At 40.6% G+C, this 19607-nt stretch carries 19 protein-coding genes; 10 read left to right on the top strand and 9 right to left on the bottom strand.

The window, feature by feature from the left end; all coding sequences use genetic code 11:
• Positions 1–16: 16 nt before the first annotated feature.
• From FTU22_RS12510 to FTU22_RS12500, 3 genes are read right to left on the bottom strand one after another with little or no spacing between them, the layout of a single operon-like run.
• Positions 17–1423, bottom strand: coding sequence for a hypothetical protein (locus tag FTU22_RS12510; RefSeq protein WP_180094737.1), 1407 nt, complete (start codon positions 1421–1423; stop codon positions 17–19).
• Positions 1420–1770: a cadherin-like domain-containing protein gene (locus FTU22_RS16490; protein ID WP_180094736.1), complete on the bottom strand. Its 351-nt coding sequence runs from the start codon at positions 1768–1770 to the stop codon at positions 1420–1422. The genes FTU22_RS12510 and FTU22_RS16490 overlap by 4 nt, the downstream gene beginning before the upstream one ends.
• Positions 1767–2219 (bottom strand): hypothetical protein, encoded by a 453-nt coding sequence (locus FTU22_RS12500; protein WP_180094734.1) that lies wholly within the window; start codon positions 2217–2219, stop codon positions 1767–1769. The genes FTU22_RS16490 and FTU22_RS12500 overlap by 4 nt, the downstream gene beginning before the upstream one ends.
• Between FTU22_RS12500 and FTU22_RS16365 the strand changes: the two genes are divergently transcribed.
• From FTU22_RS16365 to lon, 3 genes are all read left to right on the top strand, one after another.
• Entirely contained in the window at positions 2200–3084 is an 885-nt protein-coding gene (locus FTU22_RS16365) for an OmpA family protein (RefSeq protein ID WP_257225935.1), read from the top strand. The genes FTU22_RS12500 and FTU22_RS16365 overlap by 20 nt on opposite strands.
• A gap of 136 nt (positions 3085–3220) precedes the next feature.
• On the top strand, positions 3221–3808 hold the full coding sequence (locus tag FTU22_RS12490) for a 5-formyltetrahydrofolate cyclo-ligase (protein WP_180079045.1): 588 nt from the start codon (positions 3221–3223) through the stop codon (positions 3806–3808).
• A 146-nt stretch (positions 3809–3954) separates the two neighbouring features.
• Positions 3955–6381 (top strand): endopeptidase La, encoded by a 2427-nt coding sequence (lon, locus tag FTU22_RS12485; protein ID WP_180094732.1) that lies wholly within the window; start codon positions 3955–3957, stop codon positions 6379–6381.
• Between the two features lie 417 nt (positions 6382–6798).
• Here lon and FTU22_RS12480 read toward each other — a convergent pair whose 3' ends face one another.
• The gene (locus FTU22_RS12480) at positions 6799–7710 is read right to left on the bottom strand and encodes a M20/M25/M40 family metallo-hydrolase (RefSeq protein WP_257225937.1); all 912 of its coding nucleotides are present in this window, start codon (positions 7708–7710) and stop codon (positions 6799–6801) included.
• Between the two features lie 203 nt (positions 7711–7913).
• On the opposite strand from FTU22_RS12480, the gene rlmH reads away from it, so the two are divergent.
• The 4 genes from rlmH to FTU22_RS12460 all read left to right on the top strand — a co-directional run bounded on the left by rlmH (position 7914) and on the right by FTU22_RS12460 (position 11135).
• Entirely contained in the window at positions 7914–8396 is a 483-nt protein-coding gene (gene rlmH, locus FTU22_RS12475; protein ID WP_078189858.1) for a 23S rRNA (pseudouridine(1915)-N(3))-methyltransferase RlmH, read from the top strand.
• Positions 8397–8532: 136 nt separating this feature from the next.
• The gene (locus FTU22_RS12470) at positions 8533–9309 is read left to right on the top strand and encodes a dioxygenase (protein ID WP_180094729.1); all 777 of its coding nucleotides are present in this window, start codon (positions 8533–8535) and stop codon (positions 9307–9309) included.
• 168 nt (positions 9310–9477) lie between these two features.
• Positions 9478–10254 (top strand): META and DUF4377 domain-containing protein, encoded by a 777-nt coding sequence (locus FTU22_RS12465; protein ID WP_180094727.1) that lies wholly within the window; start codon positions 9478–9480, stop codon positions 10252–10254.
• Between the two features lie 74 nt (positions 10255–10328).
• Positions 10329–11135 carry an META domain-containing protein gene (locus tag FTU22_RS12460; RefSeq protein WP_180094725.1) on the top strand — a complete coding sequence of 269 codons (807 nt, stop codon included), beginning with the start codon at positions 10329–10331 and terminating at the stop codon, positions 11133–11135.
• Between the two features lie 46 nt (positions 11136–11181).
• On the opposite strand, the gene gdhA is transcribed toward FTU22_RS12460, so the two are convergent.
• Positions 11182–12528 (bottom strand): NADP-specific glutamate dehydrogenase, encoded by a 1347-nt coding sequence (gene gdhA / locus FTU22_RS12455; RefSeq protein WP_227591817.1) that lies wholly within the window; start codon positions 12526–12528, stop codon positions 11182–11184.
• Between the two features lie 330 nt (positions 12529–12858).
• Here gdhA and FTU22_RS12450 point away from each other — a divergent pair, with 330 nt between their 5' ends.
• Together FTU22_RS12450 and nth are read left to right on the top strand one after the other, a co-directional pair.
• The gene (locus tag FTU22_RS12450; RefSeq protein ID WP_180094723.1) at positions 12859–13653 is read left to right on the top strand and encodes an RnfABCDGE type electron transport complex subunit B; all 795 of its coding nucleotides are present in this window, start codon (positions 12859–12861) and stop codon (positions 13651–13653) included.
• 2 nt (positions 13654–13655) lie between these two features.
• Positions 13656–14345, top strand: coding sequence for an endonuclease III (gene nth / locus FTU22_RS12445; RefSeq protein WP_180094721.1), 690 nt, complete (start codon positions 13656–13658; stop codon positions 14343–14345).
• Between the two features lie 56 nt (positions 14346–14401).
• Here nth and FTU22_RS12440 read toward each other — a convergent pair whose 3' ends face one another.
• From FTU22_RS12440 to FTU22_RS12425, 4 genes are all read right to left on the bottom strand, one after another.
• Positions 14402–14596: a hypothetical protein gene (locus tag FTU22_RS12440; RefSeq protein ID WP_180085106.1), complete on the bottom strand. Its 195-nt coding sequence runs from the start codon at positions 14594–14596 to the stop codon at positions 14402–14404.
• A gap of 87 nt (positions 14597–14683) precedes the next feature.
• Positions 14684–15343 carry an adenylate kinase gene (adk, locus tag FTU22_RS12435; protein WP_078189866.1) on the bottom strand — a complete coding sequence of 220 codons (660 nt, stop codon included), beginning with the start codon at positions 15341–15343 and terminating at the stop codon, positions 14684–14686.
• Between the two features lie 84 nt (positions 15344–15427).
• Positions 15428–16744, bottom strand: coding sequence for a hypothetical protein (locus tag FTU22_RS12430; RefSeq protein WP_218948322.1), 1317 nt, complete (start codon positions 16742–16744; stop codon positions 15428–15430).
• 64 nt (positions 16745–16808) lie between these two features.
• Complete coding sequence (locus FTU22_RS12425) at positions 16809–17327, bottom strand: hypothetical protein (protein WP_078192958.1); 519 nt, start codon at positions 17325–17327, stop codon at positions 16809–16811.
• Between the two features lie 234 nt (positions 17328–17561).
• Here FTU22_RS12425 and mrdA point away from each other — a divergent pair, with 234 nt between their 5' ends.
• Positions 17562–19604 carry a penicillin-binding protein 2 gene (gene mrdA / locus FTU22_RS12420; RefSeq protein WP_180094719.1) on the top strand — a complete coding sequence of 681 codons (2043 nt, stop codon included), beginning with the start codon at positions 17562–17564 and terminating at the stop codon, positions 19602–19604.
• The last annotated feature ends 3 nt before the right edge of the window (positions 19605–19607 follow it).

Genomic DNA, 19607 nt, shown 5'->3' with positions numbered 1-19607 from the left:
CTTCAACTTGACTACTTTAAGTGCCTTGATAAGTATAATACCCATCTGAATCTTTGCTTACTGATATACCATTTACCGAAACTTTGGCATCAACTAAAGCATCAAGAGCAGCAGATTTAAATTTCACACCATTTACATTCACATTTTCCTCTGCATCATTTAGAACTTCTGCATGTAAAGTAAATTGTAAAACTTTCTCTGGAGCGTCTGCTTCCGGAGCTACTACACCAAGTTGATCCTGTCCATTTTGATTTTTCTCACCTGTCTTAGCAATTTGAGTTCCATCCGTAAATAGTACACCTTCCAACATATTAATTTGGAAACCACTTACATTTTGGACACCCGTAATACTTAAGTTAAAACCATCAATATAGTTGGTTGTATCAGAGTTGTTTAAAATCATTGAATTGACAGGATATTTTTCACCTGAATACGCTTCATCAAATACAATCCAATCACTCGGAGTACCTTTTTGACCTCCAAAGTCTTTAGGGAAACTATTTGAGAAATTAAGCCCAAGCTCATTCTGAGTCAGAACTTTGTTAATTTTCTCCCAATTGATAATAATAATTTCAGAAACGTTAATTTCACTTTTCAAATTAGTAAAGATTCTTAGCGCATTGTTAATTTTATTGAAATCATTACCATACTGTGGATCATTGATAATAGCTTGCATCTGTGCAGCAATATCTACAATTTTCGCACCCGCAACAAGATCATCAGAAACATAATTACCTTGTGCATCTTTATAAATCGTACCTAGGTTTGGAACGTTAATCACTGAACTTGACGCACCACCACCAGTTCCACCTGATGTTGACCCTGATACCGAAATTTCACTTGTTAATGTTGCTTTTAACTCAATGAGTTCAGCATTGCCAGTTACAGGAGTTGTAACTTTACCATCAGTAACTTGAAGACTTATCGAAGGCAATACAGCACCTGAATTTAGCTGATCCGCACCTTTCTGAGTTAAAGTTACAGATTGATCAGCCACTGATAATTGATAGAAACCGTCGGCACTAACTGTCGAGCCATTAGCAAATGTCACAGTCAGACTATCATTATCTGCATCCGATGCAGCATAAGCAGCAATTTTTTGACCGGCAACAGCTACACCAACAGTGACTACTTCTGGTTCAATTTCAGGTGCAGCGTTTGTTACAGAAGCAGGATACAAAATTACACCGAACTCTAGTTCTGAACTTGCAGTTGAACCATTCGATTTTTCAGTTGCAATAGATTCAAGCTTCACATTCAACTTCAAAGAATTACCTGTAACAACCAAACTTGGTGGTGCAATCGCCACTAAGCTTGAACCTTCGATACTCATGCCATCAGCGACAAAACTTAAATTGCCATTTGTATCCGCAGTTCCAAGCAATACTCGAGTTCCGTTCTCTGTAATAGCATAAATTTTCATACCTTAATATCAGCATAAGATAGTGTTTGACCCGCGATGATTGGTGTTTTATTCCCAGCAGCATCTACGATTGTCAATACACCGTCTTTTGGCAGATTTGTTACCGTAATAACAAGCTGATCATTTGCTGTATTTGCATCTGAAATACCAAAATGCGCCCATGTTAATGTCACACTTTGATCTTCTGTCGTAACCACTTGGGTTGTTTCAACTTCAGAAGCGATATTGTCCACTGGGACAGTTTTATCTACTTCCTCACCCGGATTACCTGATTTATCTTCATAGCTTTCTGTTGGGACAGTTACTGTAATGTCACCATCAACACCCGGAGGTACTTCACCAGTCACACATATGAGCCATCTGGTTGTTCCACTGGCGGCGTAAATGGTACTTCGATTGGACCATTTGGACCTTCAACAATGATTTTATCTTCTGTAATTGTCGATGGATCAACATCATCAGGATAAGTCACAGTGATCTTACCATCTGGTGTAATCGTCACTTCTGCTACAAGCGGAACCATATTGATGTTTTCGTTGCCTGTACCTGGTAGACCCAGGTTACCCGAGGTGTCTTCATATGAACCTTCTGGTACATTAACCGTAACTTTGCCTTCAACGTCCTCTGGCACTTTACCCGTTACCGTAATTGAACCGTCTGGTTGAGTCTCAGGTGTACCAAACTCAACCACGATGTCTTTGCCATTTGGATCTTTAACCGTAATTTGGTCAGGCGTAATTGTGGATGGATCGGTGTCATCAGGGTAAGTCTGTACGATGTCACCATTCGGTGTCACAGTCACTTCAACTTGTGGACGCTCAGTTGTCGCATGTTCAACTTTTCCTGGCGTAAATAAATATGCAAAACCAGATAATTTGTTGTTTCAAAACAATACTATTGATGCATACAAAATACATGTTCAACGTGATGAAAAATTATGCGCAGATGATCAAGCTAAGAACCAAAAATGTGCAACTAAGCTCTATATAGATGACTTTAAAGCCGGTGATTTTTATATTAATAATTCTGCTGATTTTTATTTAAAAGAAGGTAAATACCAATTTAAGGTGAAAAATTGTACAAATCATTGTAAAAATTATTCAGTTATCTATTGTGTAAACGAAAAGTCACTTTTGAATAACTTATTACTTACAGTTGATAATAACGGCAAACCTATTATATTAAATAATGATGGCACTACAATTAATAATTGCCCGATTAGAGAAAATGCTCTAAATAATGTAATAAAACCAATTGAACCGAGTTTAGATAATATAAACTTAGCTGCCGATTCTTTATTTAAATTTAATGGTGGTAAATTAACCGATTTACTTCCTGCAGGTAAATCAAGCTTGAATGAACTAGCAACTAAACTTAATAATCAATATGCACGTATTGATATGATTAAGCTTACCGGCCATACCGACCGTTTAGGCAGTGAACAATATAATCAGCAACTTGCATTGCAACGTGCACAGACTGTCAAAAATTACTTAATGAACCAAGGGATTGTTGCTGATAAATTAAGTTTCGCTTCAGCAGGTGAAACTCAGCCTGTAACCAATGGTTGTTTTGATGTGCAAGATCGAAATGCCTTAAAAGCTTGCTTACAAGCAGACCGCCGTGTTGATGTGCAAATTCTTGGTATAAAAAAACCTTAAATAAGTATGCGTTCCTTAAGCTAACTAGTGTTTAAGGAACGCTTTATATAAAAAAGATAAAACCTATTTTTTCGGACTTTTAAGCTTGAACGCGTTAAAATGCCTTTGAGAATTTTGTGCTACTTTGAAATGAATCATGACTTTCAGCACCACCAGCCTTCGTAAACAACTCCGCAAGCAGCGTCGTAGCCTAAACCTATGGACCCAACGACAAGCTGAACAACAAGTCCTACAGCGTTTAGTCAGACTCAGTCATTTTCAGAGCAGTCAGCATATAGGCGTGTATTTACATGCATTCGGTGAAATTCACACTCAAAAGATCATCCACTACTGTTTTGCACATCAAAAACACGTGTATTTACCCATGATTTGCAACATGAATCAGCAACTGGTTTGGGTTGAAATCTCACGTCATCAATATATTAGTAAACGTTTTTCTCATCACCCGCTCGGTATGAAAGAACCGATGGCAAGCCGCGGGAAGCATGTTTCTCACCTTGACCTTTTAATAATGCCCTTACTGGCTTGCGATAAGTACGGCACACGTATTGGTATGGGGGGTGGCTTCTACGATAAAACATTAGCGACTGCCCACTCTACCCCATACCGTTTAGGACTTGGCCATGATTTTCAACTCATTCAAGATCCCTTGGTCCGAGAAGCATGGGATCAACCGCTAGATGGTTTTATTAGCCCATCTCAAACTTTAAGTTTCAAACGTTAATTTGATATTTTGACACTGAGTTACACTTAAAAATCACATATTTAGTCATTTTTTACACATTTTAATTGGCATGACCCTTGTAATTTAAAAAATACACATCACTATAAAAAACATGGCAACACCGTTGTCACTCATTAGGAGTGCCCATGTCTGAGATTATTATGAATGAAGAAAGCTTGGAAACTACAATTCCGAGCGTATTACCGCTCTTAGCGCTACGAGATGTGGTTGTATATCCTCACATGCAAATTGCACTGTTTGTGGGTCGTGAAAAGTCGATCAATGCAGTCAATGTCGCACGTGACAGTGACAATCTTGTATTCGTAGTTGCACAAAAAGATTCGCTAACAGAAGAAATTGATCACGACAATTTATATCAATACGGTACTGTCGCGAAGATTGTGCAAGTTGTGAATCATGAGAATGATGAAAACTGTATAAAAGTACTGATTGAAGGCTTATATCGTGCCAAGTTAGAAAAAATTATCGATGCCGATAATTACCTGACTGCCGAGCATTCATTAAGCCCAATGACGGTTTCTGTAGACTCAGAAACTCAGAATAACCGTGTGGAAGAATTACGCACCTTATTTGCTCAATATGCAGAAGCAAAATTGCGTAACGCACGTGAATTGATTGCAGCAGCCAATAAAATTGATGATTTGCTACAATTATTATTCTTTGTAGCAACACGCGTGCCTTTGAATATTGATGTAAAACAAAAGTTCTTAGAGCATGATGAATTTGAAGCACATTTAGCTGAGCTGATGACGTATTTATTACAACAGTCAGAAGAACAGCAAATTGAGCAAACCTTACATGATTCTGTAAAACGCCAAATGGAAAAGAATCAGCGTGAATACTTCTTAAATGAAAAAATGAAGGTCATTCAACGCGAACTTTCTGACATGAATGGCGGTGGTGAGGATGACGTTGCAGAAATTGAAAAACGTCTAGCTGAAGCCGATTTACCTGAACATGTACGCAAGAAAGCTGAAAATGAGTTCCGTAAGCTAAAAGCTATGCAACCTGCTTCGAGCGAAGCTGCTGTCGTGCGTAACTATCTAGAAGTTATTTTAGATACGCCTTGGAACAAAGCCAGCAAAGTCAGCATTAACCTTGCGAAAGCTCAAGACATTCTTGATGCCGATCACTATGGTTTAGACGACGTGAAAGACCGCATTGTGGAATACCTTGCTGTTCAATCACGTGTGAAAAAACTTCGCGGTCCAATTCTTTGCTTAGTTGGTCCCCCTGGTGTAGGTAAAACTTCACTCGGTGAATCTGTTGCCAAAGCAACTGGTCGTGAATTTGTCCGTATGGCGCTTGGCGGCGTGCGCGACGAAGCTGAAATCCGTGGTCACCGTCGTACATATATCGGTGCGATGCCGGGTAAAATTGTGCAGTCTTTGACTAAAGTTGGAGTAAAGAACCCACTGTTCTTACTCGATGAAATTGACAAAATGGCGCAAGACTATCGTGGCGACCCTGCTTCAGCATTGCTTGAAGTCCTAGATCCATCACAAAACAGCAAGTTCAATGATCACTACTTAGATCTTGATCTAGACCTTTCTGAAGTGATGTTCATCTGTACTGCAAACAGCATGAATATTCCAGAAGCTTTGCTTGACCGTATGGAAGTGATTCGTCTACCGGGTTACACCGAAGATGAAAAAGTGAATATTGCTGAACGTTACCTTGTTCCAAAAGCCATCAAGAATAATGGTCTACGCGCAAAAGAATTAACCGTTCACGAAGAAGCCATTCGCGATATCGTACAACGTTATACACGTGAAGCCGGTGTGCGTAGCTTAGAGCGTGAAGTGTCGAAAATTGCGCGTAAAGTGGTAAAAGAAGCGGTGAGCAAGAAAGCGAAAAATCTTCAAATTGAAGTGAATTCGAAAAATCTTCCTGACTACTTAGGTCCACACAAATTCGACTTCGGTATGGCCGAAGAAGAAGCTGAAGTGGGTCGTGTAAACGGCTTGGCTTGGACATCTGTTGGTGGTGAACTACTGACGATTGAAGTTGCAGCAGTGAAAGGTAAAGGCAAGTTCATTACCACTGGTTCTCTTGGCGATGTTATGAAAGAATCGATCACAGCAGCGATGACTGTTGTACGTACCCGTGCAGATGAACTAGGTATTGAAGCGATTCGCTTTGAAGAAACTGATGTACACGTGCATTTACCAGAAGGTGCAACACCGAAAGATGGCCCATCTGCTGGTTTGGCCCTAACTACCGCACTTGTTTCAGCGTTTACAGGCATTGCGATTCGTCCAGATATTGCGATGACCGGTGAAACCAGTCTTGGTGGCCGCGCAATGCGCATTGGTGGTTTAAAAGAGAAACTTCTCGCTGCTCACCGTGGTGGCATCAAGCTTGTCTTTATCCCACAAGATAACGTTCGTGACTTGACTGAGATTCCAGACAATGTCAAAGAAGGTCTAGAAATTAAACCAGTGAAATCGATTGATGAGATTTTACCTCTAGCCTTGGTTGATATGCCTAAACCTCTTGCAAAGACACCGATTGTCAAAGCAACTGAAGGTGGCAAAGCTGCTCGTCACTAAGCGCTAGCAACTCGCAATAAATGAAAAAAAGCCCTGTTTCGACAGGGCTTTTTTTCATTCATGCTTTCAACTAAATATTCGAAAAATTTCATTCAAATCCTTCGCTATGACAAGACTCAAGACAACAGCTACAACTTTTGATTGGATTACTATTTCAAATTCGACATCAAGATCAATAATAGCCAATAAGAAAGTCTTACAAAATTTGAATGCTATTACTTGAAATATCGCCCTCTATCCCACATATATAGTAGAGAAATATACGCGCTGTATGTTTCTTTATTGGTTCCAATCACGTGTAAAAGCGTGATGATCATTGGAACAAGATGGTCATCTACATCTCCAGGTAGATGACCTTTTATCGCAGTCCACAGGCTTTCGGGGCTGCGTTTTTTATGTCATGTTTTTAAAGACATGCTATTTCAAATTTAAAATGGTTTTCACTAAACCATCGATCACTTGAGCCATCTTGTCTAAGTTTAATTTATCCAGGGTATCTTGCTCGGTGTGATAGTGCTTATTACGATAAAATGCAGTATCGGTGATCATCATCGCCGGCATATCAAATTGCCAATAATTCATATGATCTGAAAAATCCACACCCTGAATAAATGAGGGTGAAATCAAGCGTTCACATTGCAACTGCTTCAATGACTCCATCGCAGCACAATACGATGAGGTTAAGTCACGAGACTGAATATTCCCCACCGATGCAATAAAATTCGTATGCGATGGATAAATCCATTTCAGCCCAACAGGATATTCTTGGGTAACTTTCGGATCAAAATAACCAATCATTTCCAGAATATACACACCTGAAATTTTATCCTTTTCCTTTGCTACCGATTTTGCATGGATAAAACTGCCCATCGACTCTGTTCTAAAATACGGCGGTTCTTCGAGGGTATAAAATACAAATTCAATATTTTGTTTTAAACGCACTTTTTCAGCCGAAAGAATCCGAGCAGCTTCGAGTACACCTGCAACGCCAGAAGCATTATCATCAGCGCCATGCTGCTCCTCAAATACATCGTAGTGCGCGCCAATGATCACTCGGTTGCTATGCCCTGCATTTAAAGGACAGACCACATTACGGTATGGTTGGCTGTTTACGGTATAGGTTTGAAAACGGCAATTCACACCAAATAAACGCATCTGCTCACGAATCCAAGTAGACACCCGATTTAACTCTTGAATGTTCTTATAGTTACGATATTCAGCTTCATTACCAATAATTTGCTCTAAATAGACTTTTAAATTATCCGGTTCAGCGGTTCTAATATTGTTGGCATACGCCGCAAATGAATACCATCCAAAAATTAAAAGCATTGCTGCTTGCTTGAGCAAAAATAATTTACCGTCCTGCCATGTTTTTTTCATTGTTATTATTCCAATTTTCATCTTTGATCTAATCTGTTTATGCTGCGTATTTAAACAGCAAGCAGAACACGATTTCAATTGCAAATTGTGTCTGAACATACAAAGCGCAAGCGAACCGTTATAATGCTCTTTTGTATACTTTCGGGCGCTGTATGAAAATTCGTATTCTGACAATCGGTCAAAAAATGCCAGCATGGGTTCTGACGGGTTTTGAAGATTATTTCAAACGTATTCAGCCATTTGTTCAAACGCAAATTATTGAACTGCCTATGGCTAAACGTGGCAAGAACGACTCAGAAGCCGACATTTTAAAATACCGTCAAATTGAAGGTGACAGCATTTTAAATGCCATGAAATCGAATGAAGTGCTGATCGCCTTAGAAGTCGGTGGTCGTGAGTTTAGTACCGAAAAACTAGCTGAAACCATGAAAGGCTGGATGCTTGAAGGCAATGATGTGGTTTTAGCCATTGGTGGGCCAGATGGACATTCTGAAGCAGTACGTAAAGCAGCAGCATGGCATTGGTCTTTGTCTAAACTGACTTTGCCGCATCCTATGGTTCGTGTCATGCTCATCGAACAGCTATACCGTGCAATGAGTATTAACCATAATCACCCTTACCATCGTGCGGGTTAATCCGAACTGACTCCAGTATCTACAGCAAGTACAGCGTTGCAACAATGAAACAAACCGTTGAAATTATCCGAATTGTTACGCTGAATAATTTAGTGCATGATCATCATATTCCTTTAAACAACCAACGGCGACCGCGATGAATTTACAAACACTTCCAGGTTTATTTATTTCCCATGGCTCACCTATGCTTGCCATCAATCCTGAGCAAGTTGGTCCTGCGTTGGAACGTTTAAGCCTGAATCTTCCAAAACCTGAAGCGATTGTTATCATGTCAGCACATTGGGAAAGTAACGCACTAGAAGTAAGTACCAGTACCCGTCCTGAAACTTGGCATGACTTCCGTGGTTTCCCTGCGGAACTTTATGATATTCGTTATCCAGCACCAGGTAACCCAGAGCTTGCTGAAGAAATCCTTCATTTGCTTGCCAAGGCAGGGTTATCGGCACACGCCAACAGCACCCGTCCACGTGATCATGGCGTTTGGATGCCGTTATTGCATATGTATCCTGATGCCGACATTCCTGTAATTGAAATATCACTGCCGATGACCATGTCTGCGCAAGAGATCTATAAAATTGGACAAACGCTTGCACCTTTACGTGACAAGCAAATCCTGTTGATTGGATCGGGCAGTATTACTCATAACTTACGTGAATTGGCTTGGGATGGTCGTGCCGCAGCCGTGCCTGAATGGGCGTCTACATTCCGTAATTTTGTGGTCAATAAGCTCACTCATCAAGATTTTGATGCAGTTCTCGATTGGCAAAATATCCCGTTTGTACAACGCAACCATCCGACCATTGAACATTTTGCACCCATCTTCTTTTCGATGGGTGCAGGCCCCCGCTTCTCTATTGTTCACAGTAGCTTTAGTATGGGTTCGCTGGGTATGGATATTTATCGTTTTGATTAAACGTGAATAAAACGAGATAGCTTGACTTATTCATAATTTATATTAATAAGTTAACAAATTATTATTTATGGATACATTTTGCTACTTATTTGAGCTGAATGTATTCATATTTTTTTAAAATGAATGGGTTATGCTACAGGCTGAAATTCACTTAGAACAGTTAGCGTAATGAAATTAAAATATTTAGCGATCGCCCTCTTCCCTTTAGCCCTTGCAGCATGTCAATCAAGCGATATCCAAAAAGCTGGAGATTTAGCCGTGAGCGTATTACAACAACAAAATGCTGATAAAACTTTAGCTTCATATCAATGGAGCACCACCACTGAAAATGCGCCAAAACCTTTGGTTTTAAATTTTCTAGAAAATGGCACTTTGGGTATTTCAACCAGCTGTAACAGCATGTCAACCCAATGGAAAGTGGAACACAATACACTTGTAACAGGCAACATTGCATCTACCATGATGGCGTGTCCTGATAATGCGATGAAACAAGAAGGACTTGCATCTTCACTCTTTAGTGACCGTAAAGCACCTTTTGTTTTAAATACTACAGATCCACAAAATCCAACGTTAACCATTACCTCTGCAACAGGTGAGAAACTGGTGTTCACTGGAAAATTAACACCTGAAACCCAATATAACTCACAAGGCGAAACGATTTTCCTAGAAGTCAGTCCTGAAACTAAACAATGTACAGGCGTTGCTCCACAAACTTGTTTGCAAGTGCGTGAAGTGAAGTACGATGAAAAAGGCCTAAAAACACAAGTTGATAAAGACTGGACCTTATTTTACGATCAAATTGAAGGCTTTAAGCATACTCCTGCAGAACGCCAAATTATTCGCGTAAAACGTTTTGAACGTAAAAACCCTACTGCTGACCAATCAAAATATGCCTATATTTTTGATATGTCAGTCGAACGTGAAGCCGTAAAAGGTACGTTGTAAGTTACAGCCGATAAAAAACCGAGGTCATCGCCTCGGTTTTTTATCGGCTGTACGCTTTAGGATCTAGACTACCGATGAAAAATTTATTGTATTTTAGTATTTTATTCGGATTGTTTGGCTGTCAGAGTAATAGCGTATGGCAACCCAAACTTCAACACGAGACTTTTATCAGCCCAGCTTCAGATCAATTTCATCAAGTTTTACAGCACTATACATGGCAACATAATCCAACTGACAGCCGACAACCCTTTCTCATTAACTTTTCCGCACAACAGCTACACCTTTATGCGGGATGCAATTTAATCTCTAAACATTATCATTTAAATCAACAGCATTTGAAGACTGAATCTTCACAGCTGCAAACACTGATCGGCTGTTCAAAGCAATCAAATAACGATGTGCTGTTCAATCAACTCTTTCGCGATGTAAATCTAAAGCTACTTCAAAAGCAAAATGCCCTGCCTGAATTAATCGTGATGAATAATAATCAACAAACCTATATTTTTAAAGGCATACAGCGAATTGCTAATTTACGTGATTTTGAAGCAGAACAATTAACTCAAAAGACGTGGATTCTCGTAGAGAATAAGGCTCTACCTGTCCAAATAACTCTTACATTCAACAATGGCCGTATGACATTTTTTAGTGGTTGTAATCGCATTGGCCGCAATTATGATGTTGAAAAGCATACTTTGCATTTTACAGGATATGTAGGGAGTACTGTGAAGTTATGCCCTCAGTTACATCAGCAAGAGCTTCATATTAAACGTTTGCTCAGCCAACCCTTAAATTTTCACTTCAACGTTATGGATAGCAAGATCCAACTTACCCTCATAAGCACTGAGCAACAATCCTATATTTTTCAAGCCATTCAGCCATAAAAAACCGAGGCAGAAGCCTCGGTTTTCAGTTCAACTTACGGAGAACTTAGTAAACGCCTTGAGCAAGCATTGCGTCAGCAACTTTTACGAAGCCTGCAATGTTCGCACCGTTTACGTAGTTCACAGTACCATCTTCTTCAGTACCGTATTTCACGCAGTTGCGGTGAATTTCTTTCATGATCGCGTGTAGACGCTCGTCAACTTCTTCGAAAGTCCAACCCAAACGAATTGCGTTTTGAGACATTTCAAGACCAGAAGTTGCAACACCACCTGCATTTGAAGCTTTACCTGGTGCATAAAGAATTTTCGCTTCAACGAATTTCTCAACTGCAGCCAAAGTAGATGGCATGTTTGCGCCTTCAGCAACACAGATTACGCCATTAGCAAGAAGAGCTTCAGCATCAGCTTCATCTAATTCATTTTGAGTTGCACATGGCAGTGCGATATCACATTTGATTGACCAAGGGCGTTGACCTTCTAAATATTCAAAACCGTGCTTAGATGCAAATTCAGAAATACGGCCACGCTTAACGTTTTTCAATTCCATTACTTCAGCAAGAAGTTCAGTTGTGAAACCGTCTTTCACGTATACAGTACCAGCTGAGTCAGAAAGTGAAACCACTTTCGCACCTAAGTACATTGCTTTTTCAGCAGCGTATTGTGCAACGTTACCAGAACCCGAAATCGTTACAACTTTATCTTTAAAGCTATCGCCACGAGTTTTTAGCATTTCCTCAGCGAAATACACAGTACCGTAACCAGTTGCTTCAGGACGCGCAAGTGAACCACCGAAAGTTAAACCTTTACCAGTAAACACACATGCTGTGTCATTGCTTAATTTTTTCATCATACCAGCCATGTAGCCCACTTCACGGCCACCTACACCGATATCACCCGCAGGGATGTCAGTGTTAGAACCAAGATGACGGTATAATTCGATCATTAATGCTTGGCAGAAACGCATGATTTCGCCTTCAGATTTACCTTTAGGGTCAAAATCTGAACCACCTTTACCACCACCCATAGGAAGTGTAGTTAAAGCATTTTTGAAAGTTTGTTCAAAACCTAAGAATTTAAGAATTGAAAGGTTCACTGATGGGTGGAAACGCATACCACCTTTGAATGGACCAATTGCTGAGTTGTATTGAACACGGAAAGCACGGTTAACTTGAGTTTGACCTTTGTCATCTACCCATGAAACACGGAACTGAATTGCACGCTCAGGCTCAACAAGACGTTCTAGCAAACCGTAGTCAGCATATTGTGGGTTCTTTTCGATGAATGGCCAAAGGCTCGTCATCACTTCTTCAACAGCTTGAAGAAATTCAGGTTGATGTTCATCACGTGTTTTAACGTAGTCTAGGAAGTCGTTAAGGCTGTTATATTTCAACACTTAATCCTCAGCAGATGTATGGATCAAAATTGATCACAATTTTGATCAAAGATATATTTTGGCGCAAAATATTAAATATCTTTTGTAACTAATCAGCAATAGTTTTTTTGAAAAATCTTTAAATTCTTTAAAGAACAGCGATTTAAATTGATTACTCAAATATTTTAGTTATAAATATTATTACTTTTAGGAATATTTTAATGAATTATTTTGCTCATTTATGATGCATCTATAGACCCATTTTTGCGCACAGCAATTCATACTGAAACATGCTAGAATTCAACGTCCTCTTTGATTTTTCTCTGCCTTCATTTGTACTCGCGACTACCCATGACTTCTGAAATTTCCCTCATCCAACAAATTGATGCCCTATTGCCACAAACTCAATGTGGACTTTGTGGACACCGAGACGGCTGCTTACCCTATGCCAAAGCCATCAGTGAAGGAGAAGAAGCCAATAAATGTATACCCGGTGGTCAACCTGTAGCAGATTCACTAGCAGCGTTATTAAATCGTCCACACTTAACAGCAGAAGCCAGCGTTTGGCCAATCCAAAGTGATGGGCGCCCGCAACGGGTTAAAGCTGTGATTCGTGAGGATGAATGTATTGGTTGTACCAAATGTATCAGTGCCTGCCCTGTCGATGCCATTATTGGCTCAGGCAAATTGATGCATACGGTCTTGACGGATTTATGTACGGGCTGCGAACTCTGCATTCCACCTTGTCCAGTGGATTGTATCGACCTTGTTGAAGAGCTTGATCAAGTGCCATCTGAAGCCGTTCGAATCGCAGAACAGAATGATTTACGTCGCCGCTACTATGCACATATTCAACGTGAGGAAAAGCGCCGAATTCATCGTAAAGGCCCTATTGTACGCGCAGAAATTGATACGGAACTTTTTGCCCAATTTTCGACCCAAACAGACTCGGTACCGGTCATTGAAGTCGTGGAAAAACCTGCTACGCCAGTCATTCAACTCGATGCAAAAACTACGATTGAACTGGCAAAAATTCGTACACAAATTAAGAAATTAGAAAAACAACTGAGTGTTCGAGAAGATGCAAAAAAACGTGAATTACTCCATATGCTCACGCTACAACTAACACAACTGCAAGGGGGTTAATCATGGCTGTTAAAAACATGACTAAGAAGCAAATTCAAACTTTTTTTGAACGCTTACGTGAGCAACGCCCCAACCCGAAAACTGAACTCAATTATAGTAGTCCATTTGAACTTTTAGTGGCTGTTACCCTATCTGCTCAGGCCACAGATGTCAGTGTCAACAAAGCCACAGATAAACTTTTTCCAGTAGCAAATACTCCTGAAGCTATTTATGCGTTAGGTGTTGACGGACTGAAGGAATATATCAAGACTATTGGCCTGTATAACTCAAAAGCGGAAAATGTCATTAAAGCCTGCAAGATGCTCATTGAGAAGCACAACAGCATCGTTCCGAATAATCGTGCAGATTTGGAAGCCTTACCCGGTGTCGGTCGTAAAACTGCAAATGTGGTGCTGAATACTGCTTTTGGACAACCGACCATGGCAGTCGATACGCATATTTTTCGTTTAGGGAATCGAACAGGATTGGCTGTCGGCAAAAATGTTCTGGAAATCGAACACCGACTCGTCAAAGTCATCCCCAAAGAGTTTATTGTTGATTCACATCATTGGTTGATTCTGCATGGGCGTTATACCTGTATTGCCCGCAAACCCAAATGTAATGAATGTATCGTTTCTGACGTGTGTAACTGGCCTGACCGTTTTGACTTTGGCGCATTAAGACCGATTAAAACCACCCAAATTGAAGATTAATCTCTTCAATTTCGGGGTAGATGGAATTTGTAAGAATCAATTGATCGAGTTGATGCTTAATTTTTATCTTGTTCTTTTTTTTTATCAAGCTCTTGCTGCAGCTTTGGATGTAAGCGATATTGCTTCGGGCTCAGTTTAGCTTGCTCTGCTTCTTCCACTTGCACTTTACGCAACATTTTAAAGCTGACAAATAATAAGCCCAATAACACCGCTACAGCGATGATGACCATTATAACCAAAGCAAATTTCATAACAGATTCGCCCTAAAAGCTACATAAAAAAAAGAGTCCCACTATGCAGTAGGACTCTTTGATTGTCAAAAATTCAAAAAAGCTGAATTATTTAGACTGATCTAAAATCGCGAACAAATCAGTTTGAACTTGATCGATTGGACGAAGACCATTTAATTTGTCATAAGTCGGTGCGTTTTCGCCAGAAGCTGCACGACCTTGGTAGAAACCAACCAATTGCTCAGTTTCAGCGTGGTAAGAACCTAAACGCTTACGAATTGTTGCTTCTTGGTCATCCGGACGTTGAACAAGGTCTTCACCAGTTTCGTCATCTTTACCTTCCACTTTTGGTGGGTTGTAAACGGTGTGATATACACGACCAGATGCTGGGTGTTGACGACGACCAGATAAACGTTGAACGATTTCTTCGTCAGGTACATCGATTTCAATTACGTGATCGATGCTGATACCTTCGTTTTCAAGCGCTTCAGCTTGTGGAATCGTACGCGGGAAACCGTCGAAAATGCAGCCGTTGACACAGTCAGGTTGAGCAATGCGTTCTTTTACAAGACCAATAATAAGCTCATCAGATACAAGGCCGCCATTATCCATGACGCTTTTAGCTTGTAGACCTAATTCAGTACCTTCACGAATCGCAGCACGGAGCATATCACCGGTTGAAATTTGTGGGATATCGTAGCGCTTACAGATCAACTGAGCTTGTGTCCCTTTACCTGCTCCAGGTGGTCCGAGTAATATAATGCGCATAAAAAAACATCCTCATTTTAAACATTGTATATGACGCTATGTAGTGATCTGAACCGAAGATTCAGATCATCTTCCAGCATCTAATTATAAGAAAGCCACAAACAAATGTATTGTACCCGCGATAAAACCGGTTACACCACCCAAGACAATTAAAATCCATTCGTCTTCCTGAAATGCAGGACGTAATAGATTTTGAAATTCTTTCGGTGTTAGCTCACGAATACGGTCTCTAAACATTTGAAAGATTTTCTGTGCACGGCTCGCATTAAACGCAGGGTCGCATACAGGCACCATCGTAATTTCAATTGAGCGATCGATCAAGTCTGTCTTGAGTTTTGCGTACTCTTTTGGACCTAAAGACAACTGTAATGAGGTACGAACCAGTGGAGATTCCATAATTTCATTAATATGACGTTTCACAATGCGACGGGTCTTATCTTTCTTCCCGCCATACATCATTTCGGTCATGATGGATTTTAACGTAATTAGGTCTTCTGTGACTACACTTGCGAATACATCCGAAACTTCTTCTTGCCGTTTCATAAACGCCCCTTGAACGTTGTACGTTCCAATACGTGGAATCACAGGTTTAATCCAAGGGAATTTACGATCTTTAGTTAATTCAAATAATTGTAAATACTTAACGGGGTGCGGCTCAATGGGATTAAATACCATCCAGATAGCAATCCAGTTGGTCAAAAATCCCCAGATTGCTGCCCAAAATGGAACCGTCCAATGCCAAGGCACCACAAACCAAACGATCATCTGGAAGATACCAAAGAACATCCCAATCAAGGCACTGATATGCCAAATAAAGTTGATTTCTTTTTGGCCAACTTTAAGGAACATACGCACCATCAAGAGACGATCCGCTTCCATTTGGCTCACCACCATTTCACGCATATCAACAAGTGACTCTACGTTCATGGTCAGTTCGGTCACGAGTTCTTTTAAGGTATTTGGCAGCTGTTTGTGTGCTTGGGCATAAATACGACGTTTAATCGAATACGGTAGGTTTTCCCAAAGCACCGCATTTCGGTCTAGCATGACTTCATCAATTAAATGTTCAAGCTCAAAGCCAACTTGTTCACCAATGATGCGCGCCATGTCCTCAGGATCCATTGCATCCAAAAACTCGCGCAAGGAACCCAATTTAGACAATGTATTATCCGTAATAATGCCAGAAATACGTCCAGCTTTTCTTGGCACAATCCCCTGCCATCCCACGGGTAATGGACCTAAATGGAATCCCCAGAAATTAATTGGGTAAAATACCATTTTAAGTGCCATCCAAACGTGTGCCCAGGTAACGAATGCGGTAACGGGGATAATACTCAGCACAGCCCAAAAATCGGGACGTTGCAAAAAGGTTTGCCACAATTCGTTAACGTACTCAAGCATGCATAACTTCCATATTTAATTTTATTCAGTGAGTGCGGTTATAAAATAAAGTTGATTATTTTCACTACAAACCAAAACTTAAAGTATATGAGATTTGTAGTCTCGGTTCGGTTTCCACAATCACATTACCTGATTTGTCTTCTAATTTTTCACCCGCACCCAAGCCTACACTAAACGTACTAATACGCTCGGCACTCAACATCACATAAGCAAGATCGATACCACCACCTAAACGCGCTTCATCTTCACCATCTACTTTCTTGGAGTCGATGTGGCCCGCATAAGCTCCGATATAATAACCATTTTTATCTTTGCCAGTGAAATGAACGGGGTAACGAAAGCCGACTTGCCCACCAGGTGTTTTATCATCGTTCAAGAAAACACCAGCTTTTGCATAGGCAATGCCATATGGGTTTACCCACTCACCATTCACGTGAATAATTTTTTGAGTAAAACCTGCTCCAACATTCCATGGTTGATAACCCTTACCTGTTAACTTTGCCTCAGGTAAAAATGAATTGTCATTGGCATGTGCGATGCTTCCGAGCATCATAAATGCAAGCAATGGATATAATTTATTCATTGTTTTCACAAACTTCCTTAGTATTATTTTTTGGAATATTCCTTTTTTATACGTTTCGACTTTAGCAGAATAATATGAACTGTTATACACAAAGCCCCATATTTTTCATGTCTGCAAAGTCAAAATATAGACTGCAATCACAGCAGAGTCGTTTTTATTTATCAAAAAAATGTCAGTTGCGCTAGAATATGCCTCTTCCGTTATTTTAGCTCTCAGTCTTTAAGTCGATCGCGTATGAAGCAGCATTATCCTTTAAAAAATGTCCAGCAAGAAAAGCGGATTTATCGTAATCGCGTAGTGATTTCGATAGGGATTGTCTCCTTCTTTATGCTGTTGCTTGTGGCACGTTATGCATATTTGCAAATCAAGAGTTATGAGACCTTTTCGACTGCTGCCGATCAAAACCGAATTCGACTGCAACCGCTTGCACCCTCACGTGGTTATATCTATGACCGTAATGGCGTGTTATTAGCCGATAATTATCCGGTTTTCTCAGCAACCATGAGTCGTGCGGATGTTGAAGACATTGATGATACGGTAGAGCGCCTAACGCCACTGTTAGAACTGACTGATGAAGACATCGAACGTTTCAAAAGTCGGATTAAAACCTCTAAAAAGACTGAACGCGTTTCGATTAAACTGAATTTAAATGAAAATGATATCGCCCGTTTTAGTGAGGTGAAATATCAATTCCCGGGTGTCAATATAGAGACCCAAATGACTCGCTACTATCCACATGGCGAACTGTTTGCCCATGTGATTGGCTACGTAGGTCGTATTAATGACAAAGAACTAAAAACGATTGATAAAGATTTATACGCTGGCTCAAACCTGATCGGTAAAATTGGCGTTGAAAAATCATACGAACAACTTTTACATGGTATGCCGGGAAATGAGTCGGTTGAAGCCGATGCCTTTGGTAATGTGTTACGACATTTAGGTCGTAAAGATCCGATTCGTGGTAATGACTTATATTTATCCCTAGATTATGGACTGCAAATGGTCGCGTCAGAGCAGCTTGCAGGTCGACGTGGTGCAATTGTTGCGATTGACCCACGTACTGGAGAAATTCTTGCTCTCGTTTCTAGTCCAAGTTTTAATCCTAACTTATTTGTTACCGGGATTAGCAGCAAAGATTATTCTGAACTGCGTGATAGCCTCGATCAGCCATTATATAACCGTGCCGTGCAAGGGGCTTATCCACCGGGTTCAACGATTAAGCCAATGTTTGGTCTAGGTGGTATTCATTATGGTCTAGTGGATTGGAGTACTGCCATTTCAGATCCGGGCTATTTCACGCTTCCGGGTGACAGCCATCGTTTCCGTGACCACAAAAAAACTGGTCATGGCTCAGTTAATTTACACAAAGCTCAAGTCATTTCCTGCGATACCTACTTCTATGTCTTGTCCTATCGCATGGGCATTGAAAAAATGAATACTTGGATGCGTCAGTTTGGTTTCGGTGAAAAAACCGGTGTAGATTTACCAAGTGAAAGTACGGGGCTATATCCAAATCCTGAATGGAAGCTCCGCACACGGAAGTCCAACTGGCTTAAAGGTGAAACCATTTCTGTCAGTATTGGTCAAGGTGCATTTACAGCAACACCATTACAACTGGCGATGGCGACTGCTATTACCGCCAATCAAGGCTCTCATGTTACACCTCACGTTTTGCGTGAAAGTAAAGGCGCAAAGGTTCATAAAGTCCATAACGCCCCGAATGGTCGCATTCAATTTAATGGTAAGCCAGATGATTGGATTAAAATGCGTGATGCCATGATTGATGTGGTTCAAACAGGGACCGGGCGTGGTATTCGTACCCCAATGTATCAAATAGCAGGTAAAACAGGGACTGCACAGGTTAAAAGTATTGCCCAAGGTAAACGCTATAACGAGTCCTTATTGACAGAGCGTCAACTTGACCATGGTTTATTTGTTGGTTTTGCCCCTGCGGAAAAACCTGAAATTGCGATTGCCGTCGTTTGGGAAAATGGTCGTCACGGTGGTTCAGCTGCTCAAATTGCGAAACCGATGTTTGACTACTGGTTATTAACACGTAAAAAGAATCCAATTCGTCCTGCAAGCCATCAAATTAGCGGTGGTCTCATGACTGCGGGTCTAAAACCGAGTGAGTTACCAAGCGGCTCTAATATTTTATCAGCCGATCCAAATGCGAGCCCAACAGCTCAGCAGAACAACAGTGCAACTCAACAATCGAATACTGCAAATACCCCACCTCGTGCTGCCAGTGCAGCCCATGCAACCGATGAGGAATAATTC

The sequence above is a fragment of the Acinetobacter sp. YH12076 genome (genome assembly GCF_013419525.1).
In the GTDB taxonomy this organism is placed as follows: domain Bacteria; phylum Pseudomonadota; class Gammaproteobacteria; order Pseudomonadales; family Moraxellaceae; genus Acinetobacter; species Acinetobacter amyesii.
The sequence above is the reverse complement of the archived record's forward strand: the minus strand, read 5'-3'. Positions and strand labels throughout refer to the sequence as shown.